Origin of the sequence: Treponema bryantii (assembly GCF_900111035.1) — a bacterium.
In the GTDB taxonomy this organism is placed as follows: domain Bacteria; phylum Spirochaetota; class Spirochaetia; order Treponematales; family Treponemataceae; genus Treponema_D; species Treponema_D bryantii_C.
In genome coordinates this window covers 100,222-108,160 of record NZ_FOFU01000011.1, presented here as the reverse complement: position 1 = coordinate 108,160, position 7,939 = coordinate 100,222, and the positions used below count along the sequence as shown (strand labels likewise).

Annotated in this window: 9 protein-coding genes; 2 read left to right on the top strand and 7 right to left on the bottom strand. The window is 33.3% G+C overall.

Annotation, left to right across the window (positions count from 1 at the left end; all coding sequences use genetic code 11):
- On the top strand, positions 1-301 hold a 301-nt coding region (locus BMY21_RS14250), incomplete at its 5' end, for an IS3 family transposase (protein ID WP_143064247.1).
- Positions 302-367: 66 nt separating this feature from the next.
- On the opposite strand, the gene BMY21_RS14245 is transcribed toward BMY21_RS14250, so the two are convergent.
- From BMY21_RS14245 to coaD, 7 genes are all read right to left on the bottom strand, one after another.
- Complete coding sequence (locus BMY21_RS14245; RefSeq protein ID WP_074645337.1) at positions 368-658, bottom strand: hypothetical protein; 291 nt, start codon at positions 656-658, stop codon at positions 368-370.
- 42 nt (positions 659-700) lie between these two features.
- Positions 701-2,422, bottom strand: coding sequence for a M30 family zinc metallopeptidase (locus BMY21_RS14240; RefSeq protein WP_074645335.1), 1,722 nt, complete (start codon positions 2,420-2,422; stop codon positions 701-703).
- A gap of 21 nt (positions 2,423-2,443) precedes the next feature.
- Positions 2,444-5,335 (bottom strand): adenylate/guanylate cyclase domain-containing protein, encoded by a 2,892-nt coding sequence (locus BMY21_RS14235; protein WP_074645333.1) that lies wholly within the window; start codon positions 5,333-5,335, stop codon positions 2,444-2,446.
- Between the two features lie 40 nt (positions 5,336-5,375).
- Positions 5,376-6,071 carry a ribonuclease III gene (gene rnc / locus BMY21_RS14230; protein WP_074645332.1) on the bottom strand — a complete coding sequence of 232 codons (696 nt, stop codon included), beginning with the start codon at positions 6,069-6,071 and terminating at the stop codon, positions 5,376-5,378.
- Positions 6,072-6,139: 68 nt separating this feature from the next.
- Entirely contained in the window at positions 6,140-6,379 is a 240-nt protein-coding gene (gene acpP / locus BMY21_RS14225) for an acyl carrier protein (RefSeq protein WP_027726958.1), read from the bottom strand.
- A gap of 18 nt (positions 6,380-6,397) precedes the next feature.
- Positions 6,398-6,586, bottom strand: coding sequence for a 50S ribosomal protein L32 (rpmF, locus tag BMY21_RS14220; RefSeq protein ID WP_074645330.1), 189 nt, complete (start codon positions 6,584-6,586; stop codon positions 6,398-6,400).
- 146 nt (positions 6,587-6,732) lie between these two features.
- Entirely contained in the window at positions 6,733-7,209 is a 477-nt protein-coding gene (gene coaD, locus BMY21_RS14215) for a pantetheine-phosphate adenylyltransferase (RefSeq protein ID WP_074645328.1), read from the bottom strand.
- Between the two features lie 55 nt (positions 7,210-7,264).
- Here coaD and BMY21_RS14210 point away from each other — a divergent pair, with 55 nt between their 5' ends.
- Positions 7,265-7,900 carry a hypothetical protein gene (locus BMY21_RS14210; RefSeq protein WP_074645326.1) on the top strand — a complete coding sequence of 212 codons (636 nt, stop codon included), beginning with the start codon at positions 7,265-7,267 and terminating at the stop codon, positions 7,898-7,900.
- The last annotated feature ends 39 nt before the right edge of the window (positions 7,901-7,939 follow it).

Here is a 7,939-nt window from a genome sequence, read left to right as displayed (position 1 = left end):
TCATTCTGACCAAGGCTGGCAGTATCAACATATTTATTATAGAACGGCTCTGACTAAACATGGGATTATACAATCTATGTCTCGTAAAGGAAACTGCTATGACAACTGCATTATGGAAACATTTTTTGGTCGAATAAAGAATGAATTATATTATGGTCATGAAAGGGATTTTAAATCTTTTGAAGAGTTTTCTGTAGCAATCGCAGAATATATAGATTATTATAACAACAAGCGAATACAGGTTAAAACAAAATGGATGCCTCCTGTAAAATACAGGGAAGCATCCATTCGTTCCGCCTAGTTCATAATATGTGTCCAGAATTTTGGGTACATATCATTAGTTCGGGGTCTTTTTTTATGATGTAGATTATTTTACAACCTTCCATTCAAGAACAATCAGATATCCATCTTTAAGTTCGTTAATCGATAACTTTCCGGATTTTTCAAATGCACCTTTTATTTCAATCTTCTTGCCCTGAGCTTTTCTTAACTCTATCAAAACCTCATCAGAAGCCTTGATTGAATATTGCTTTTCATTTTCTGTTTCCAGTCCAATAAAAGTAAATGGCTCATTACCATAAACCTTAATATAACCAGTTACAATATCAATATTATCATCTGACAATGAAGGCTTAGAATATGCAAAAAAGACTTCCATACTGCATAAGAATAAAAAAAATATTAAGTATTTTTTCATAACTTATTGCTCCAGTTGCACAGGGATAAACTTAAGCTTATCTGACCAGTTATTTGGAATTTCTATATATTCTTTATCAGCATCATAATGAATTATCAATGTTCCTCTAGGTCCAATATATTCAGTACCGTTATTTATATTATTCACAAAACATTCATTAAAAAGAACTGGCCCCTTATAAGAAGTACTGGATTTTCCACCATACAACAATTCTGCCATATCAGAATTCATATCATCTGAGCTGTAGATTATATAATCATTAAGATTAATAGCATTACAATTAAATTTTACTTCCTCTCCTCTAATTGTATATGTTTCAGAAACTGATTTATTTAATGTATGTTTTGTTGATGAAGTTGGATACAACATTACTTCATAAAACAATTCCTGTAACTGAGTAAAATTATTGATTGATTCATCACGAGTTTTTACAGCCTCAATAATTGCTTTTTCATCTATATATTCATTTAGAGCAATAGCCCTAATACAATCAATTCCCCAGTTTCTTAAAAGAAAAGCACCAAAAGCATATGTATTTGCATAAGATATTAATACATAATCTGTATCTAACCATGTTTCGAAACCAGAATTAAAAGTTTCACAAAACAAATCTAATCTATTCTGAGGACCTGCCTCAGGTGAGATACCTAACTGTTCCAGCATAATATCTTCACAAACCATAGACATCAATTCATTAAACCATGTACTAGACTTTTGCATTATAAATCCTCCATCATATGTATTCAATGATTTATTTACAAAATGAAGTAAATGCTGGAATTCATGTCCAAGTGTTGAATAAATGTCTTCTATTCTGGTATAAAGCATTTGACTATCAATATGAATGCATTCACATTCATTCGAAGATTTTAAGTCTTTAATTTCTGCAAGATATTCATTTTTAAAAAAATCTAAAGGCCAGAAATAGCCCATCAAAACAGCATTTGACTCTTTATCAAAATCATTATTCAAATCGTAAACAATAATATGTATTTTTGTTTTATTTGGATCTACTGTAATAAAAGCATCTTCTAACAATTCTTTTGCTTCATCCTTAAATTCTGGGATATTAGAACCAAATATGTAAGTTTCCTGTTTATAGATATCATCAAATTTTTCAGCTAATATTCTGCAATCTTCAGGTAATATATACATTGATTTATTCGGCTCATTTTTATACCAGACATAACAATAATCACCAACAGCATATAATTCACAATCTTCTGTATAATCCGTTCCTGTTACTCCTGGAGATACTTCTGAATAGAATGTTTTTTTAATTGGATCATAGTCATCAGGCGAAAAATTCTTATCTAAATCATAAAGCTTCTTATCCTGTAATATTCCATCTTTTGTAATTTGAAAATTTACTTCCCAACTTCCAGACTTTTTATTCATAACCTTTTTAAAAGGATTTGAATTATAAGTCTTCAATGCATTCATATCAATTTTATAATCTTTATGGTCTCTTGGAATTATTACAGTTTTCCCCTGAGCCTTTTTATCTTTGATGTATTTTGCTACAATTTCCTTGTAAGTAGTTTCAGTTTTCAAAATCCTTTCAAAATCTTTTAAAGTTTGATTCTGAATTACCACGAATGTCTCTTTTCCATTTGTTGGAAATGGGTATAGAGAATTTTTATATCCCTCTTTCTGGATATCATTACTACAAGATGCAAGTAATAATATTGATAAGCTCCATGCAAGAAACAATAATTTTTTCATAAATCTTTTCCTCTTTTTTACTTATTTTGAAGTCATATTAATTACGCCGTCCCAGTCATCTGCTACGCCATTTTCTATAAAGTTCTTACAGCGGTCTGCAAAAACAAGTGCAATCGGATCACCGCCGCACATAGAATTGGCCTGCATGAATAATTTACCTGCATTTGCAAAATCACGTGTAAGGTATTTATCCAGAGCGGCGTGGAAAACATCAATCTGTTCACTCTGTTCTTGTGTAAGTTCGTTTGTAAAACCCACAATACTGTATAACTGAACTGGAGTTGAGCGACCGACTACTCTAACCTGATCAAGACGCTTTGCAGCAATTGTTCCTTTATGTGCACCAGAATCAGCCATATTCCAGGTATCATCAGAACACATAATCCATGAACCATAAGCTTTATTTACACCTTCAAGACGGCTTGCGAGGTTTACTGTATCTCCAATCATAGTGTAATTAAGCTTACTGAAGGTATCGGTTTTACTTCCCATAAGACCTACAAAGGCTTCACCCGAGTTTACACCGATACGGGTTTGAAGAGGTTTAAGCTGAATTATTTCTTTTCTTCCATCTTCATGAGTAATCTCTTTAGGTTCAAACAAATCAGCATGCTTTTGGTTAAACTCAACTTCTACTTTTTTCATTCTGATTGCAGAATCAAGACAAAGATATGCCCATTCTTCCGGCGTATGAGCATTCATAGGGTCTGGAGCACCAAACATTGAGATAATCGCATCACCTTCATATTTATCGATGTTACCACTGTTTCGCAGAATCTCATTTGACATCTGTCCAAGGTATTCATTGAGAATCTCAATTAACTTGTTTGGTCCTTCATCACCATAAAGTTTACCAATGCTTTCACTGAGTGTTGAGAATTTCTGAATATCAGAGAAAAGCGCTGTAATACATTTTTTCTGACCTTCTGTTTTGAATGCATCCGGATTTTTACGAAGTTCATTAACGGTATCCTTGTTGGCAAAAGAAGAAGCAATCTGTGTAATGAACTGCTTTTCTTTATTACTAAGGAAGAAGCGGTAACCAATTCCGGCAGCCAGGTCTACGACCAGACACAAAATTGTTCCAATAAATTGAATATAATATTTACTGAAAACAAATAATCCGCCCCATACAAGACAATAAATAAGATATGCAATGAAGGTAATGATATTCTGTTTTGCATTTGAAGCCTTAATAAAAGTAAGCATAAAAATAGAAAGAGCGAATGCAAGTAAAAAGCCCCACTGCCATCTTACGTTATAGATAAAATCTTCGTTTAAGAGTGTATTCAAAACATTAGCGTGAATACCAACGTTCATATATTTAGTAATGTAAGGAGTTGCTCCAATATCAGTTGTTGAAGTAGCAGTATTTCCGATAATACAATATGCATTCTGATAAAGCTCCCTTAATTCCTTCATAAAATCATTAAAGGAATCTGAAAAATATTTCAGATTATCAAAATCTTCTGTAAGGTATGTTTTTAATTCTTCAACAGTTTCTTTATCTAACTGATTGGCAAGTTTATCAAGTCTTTGTATAACTGTCTCAAGATATCCGGCAAAAGCAAACTCATTTACATCCTTATAAAACTGATTTCTTAAATTAAAATATTCTGAATATTCATCTGGAGTAATTCCATCTATTACTGAACCATCTTCATTAAAACCAGTACACTTAGAAAGAAGCTGATCCTTCATATTTGTAATTTCATCATATTCATCAAGTAAATACCATGCAGCTCTTGTATATTCCATTTCTGAGCCATCATTTTCATAAACGGCCTGCTGAGCAATATTATTAAGACATACAAGTATCTGTTCTTCGAATGTATCTAGATGAATGATATTTATGATTGAATCATTTTTAAAGGATTCGTCACTTGAACCATGGCGGTAATTTATTATAAGTCGGCCATTAGAATCAAGCGGAATTTTTAAATCTTTTCGTTTTCCTGTATAAACATTTTTTGCATTTTTTACAATAAGATAATCTTTTTCTCGTACAAGAGTATTAGAATCAGCAATTTCAAGAAATGGACCAAAAGCAAGCTGATTGATATAAGTATCATTGAACTTTACAAGGAGCTGTATTCTTCTGCGAACACCATCACTGTCTACTACAGAGTTTGTAAAGTTTGCACCATGAGCACGTGTCATCAGTTTATTCATTGCAGGATTAAAACCACGTTCCTCACCTGTTGAAATTGATGTATATTCATTTCCCAGTTCTACAAGATTTGAAACATCTTCTATCTTATCTGTAAGCATTCTTTTAATGATATATTGCTTATCTTCATTTGTGATATCATAACCTAAATTATCATGATTGATTGTAAGATATACCTTTCCAAAGAACTGAAGACAACGTGCAAAATACTCATCGTTATCGCGCGACATGTTTTCTGCAATATAGGTCTGGAGATTTTCAAAAGTAGGCTCAATATTTTCAGCTATCATTTCGCTGACAAGAGCAGGAACTTCTGAAGCCCGTACATAGCCTGCATTTATTGCAGCAGAAAGCTGACTGATAAGTTCATTTATTGTATCTTCTGTTGCGTAAACCTGCTTGAAGATTTTCTGTTCGGCTGCAGGAGCAATACCGTTTTTAGTTGGTGAAATATACTCAATATCGAAGATTGCTGTATCAACACCAAGTTCTTTCATGCGTAACAATGCGTCAGCAATAGTATCGCGTCCCCATGGCCACTCACCAAGCTCTTTAATTGCATAGTCATCAATTTTTACGAGCATGATGTTTGGATCTGCAGCAGGTTCTTTTCTTTGTGTTAGTAAAGAATCATATAAACGGAAATCGAGTTTTGAAAATATACCAGAATAAAATAAAACTCCGAAAACTAAAAAAATGATTAATTTGATGAAAAAGCTGATAAATAGGTTTTTATTATTCATAAACCTATTATATCAGATGTTATTAAATAAGTAAAAAAATTTAATTAAAAGAGTCTAAAGCGAGTTTTGCAGCCAGTTGTTCTGCTTCTTTTTTTGATTTAGCAGTTACCGGACCGAATACTTTATCACCTAAATGAACACAAACTTTAAATGTCTGATCATGATCTGGACCTGTTTTAGAAACCAGTTCATACTGAGGACATTTTTTTGTTTTTTTCTGATATTTTTCCTGAAGCTGTGTTTTAAAGTCTTTTACTCCCTGTGAAAAAGTTTCTTTTACAGCAGGTTCAATAAAAGAAAGTACATATGCTTCTGCAGCCTTGTATCCTGAATCAAGATAATAAGCGCCGATAATTGCTTCCATACAGTCAGCAAGAATTGCAGGCTTTGTGCGGCCACCGCTCATCTCTTCACCGTGACCGAGCATCAATAGCTTGTCTATTCCAAACTTAATTGCTACAGGAGCAAGAGCTTTTTCCGAAACTACAGCGGATTTAATTTTTGCTAAATCACCTTCAGGATTGTCTAAATTATTATACAGATAGGCAGCAGTTACCATTCCAAGTACTGAGTCGCCAAGGAATTCAAGCCGCTCATTATTTTTCACTCCGTGTGCTTCATTTGTAAGTGAACGATGATGAAAGGCCTGATCTAAATGCTCAAGCTTCTTAAATTTTATTCCTACCCTGTTACAAAAATCAGACAGTTCTTTTTTACGTTGTTTTGCAAGTTCCATTTTTTTTCCGAAAAAAAAAGCACAAGTTTAATACTTGTGCTTTCTACGCTTTATCTTAGTCTAAAGACTTATTTGCCCTGTTCAGACTTGATGAAATCATAAGCGTCGCGAACAGTTTCGAATTCGTTTGCTTTTTCATCTGGGATGCTAACTCCCAATTCTTCTTCGATAGCATATACCAATTCATAAGTATCAAGGCTATCTGCTCCAAGATCGTTTCTGAAAGAAGAATCCAAAGTAATCTTTCCTTCGTCGATTTCCAATTTGTCAGCAATAAGCTTCTGGATTTTTTCAAACAATTCGTCCATTCTTTTTACTCCTAAGAATTAGCCATTAACTTCAGGTGTGATAACCTGGCGTCCGCGGTAGAAACCACATTTTGGACAAACGTGATGAGACTGTACAAGGTTTCCGCAGTTGCTGCATTCAACAAGCTGTGGTGCCTTAAGTTTCATGTTGATTGTCTGACGTCTTTTTGTTACGGCCTTTGATGTTTTACTTCTTGGTACTGCCATATATATAACCTCACTATAATTTATCAGATATAACTGAAGTTTAATATACAACAATTCCAATCTGAATGTCAATCTATTATATCAAATTAACACCGTTTGTCAAACAAAATTTCAAATTTTGTCATTTAAATTCCCCGTTACGGGAATTATTCATATTTCTTTTTTAATGCATCTGCCACAATAGATGGAACCATACGGGAAATATCACCGCCGAACTGAGCCAGCTGCTTTATTGATGAAGATTTTACGATTGCATATTTTTCTTTTGACTGAAGGAATACAGTTTCAATATCTGGATTCAAATTCTGATTCATCAATGCAAGTTCAAATTCGTAACCAAAATCGTTAGCAGAGCGCACTCCCCTTACTAAAACTTTAGCACCAACTTCTTTTGCATAATTTACAATGATACCTTTATATGAATGAACAGAAACATTTCCGAATGGTTTAATCAGTTCCTTTAAAAACTGAACTCTTTCTTCTTCAGAGAACATTGTCTTTTTTTCGGGATTTACAGAAACAACTACATCTACACTTTCAAAAAGTCCAGATGCTCTTTTAATAATATCTAAATGTCCATTTGTAGGAGGATCAAATGACCCTGCAAATACAGCTTTTACCATATATAAGTAATCTATCTTATTTGACGAAAACGGGCAATAGATGTAGAATTACCGCATGAAGAAGATTTATGTTTTAATTTCACTTATACTCGGAGTTTGTTTAATTTCATGTGGCTCAAAGCCTCAGGTAGAAGATACTAAGCCTGAAGCACCTGTTGTGGAAGAAACACAAAGCTTAGAAGTTGAAGACACTGAAGACGTTACAGAAGTTGAAGAAGATGTTGAATTGATTAATGAAGATGTTTCTATTCAGGAAGAAGATGAAGAAGAATATCTGCGTTCTACACAGGCTCTTTCTGCTGATGAATTTGTAACAAAAGACGAATTCACAGAAGATAAGGCTGAAATTCTCCGTATCATCAAAGAACTTCAGAAAGTAATGGAAAAAGAAGATGTTGAAGCATGGCTTAAATATGTTGATAAAGACTCTAAAAATTTCTATTCAAATCCTGTAAACATCAGAAAAGTAAATAAAAAACTTCCTAATAAAGCTATCGTTTTGAATGGAATTGGTGACTATTTTAAGTATGTTTTCATTCCTTCACGTCATAACCGTGAGATTACAGAAATCAGATATATCTCGAAGACAAATACAAAGGCCGTTCAGGTACATGAGGACGGAAGTATTACAAGATATTATCAGTTCATAAAAGTAAACGGTAAATGGTACGTTCAGTTAGACCGCGTGTAATTTTCGTTGATTTTTTGGCTAGTATATTCTATAATTATT

Bases quoted from the DNA above. Each gene is read 5' to 3' on its own strand.
- coaD (WP_074645328.1), bottom strand. From the start codon at position 7,209: ATGGTAAAAGCTGTATTTGCAGGGTCATTTGATCCTCCTACAAATGGA.
- rpmF (WP_074645330.1), bottom strand. From the start codon at position 6,586: ATGGCAGTACCAAGAAGTAAAACATCAAAGGCCGTAACAAAAAGACGT.
- acpP (WP_027726958.1), bottom strand. From the start codon at position 6,379: ATGGACGAATTGTTTGAAAAAATCCAGAAGCTTATTGCTGACAAATTG.
- BMY21_RS14240 (WP_074645335.1), bottom strand. From the start codon at position 2,422: ATGAAAAAATTATTGTTTCTTGCATGGAGCTTATCAATATTATTACTT.
- BMY21_RS14245 (WP_074645337.1), bottom strand. From the start codon at position 658: ATGGAAGTCTTTTTTGCATATTCTAAGCCTTCATTGTCAGATGATAAT.
- rnc (WP_074645332.1), bottom strand. From the start codon at position 6,071: ATGGAACTTGCAAAACAACGTAAAAAAGAACTGTCTGATTTTTGTAAC.
- BMY21_RS14210 (WP_074645326.1), top strand. From the start codon at position 7,265: ATGAAGAAGATTTATGTTTTAATTTCACTTATACTCGGAGTTTGTTTA.
- BMY21_RS14235 (WP_074645333.1), bottom strand. From the start codon at position 5,335: ATGAATAATAAAAACCTATTTATCAGCTTTTTCATCAAATTAATCATT.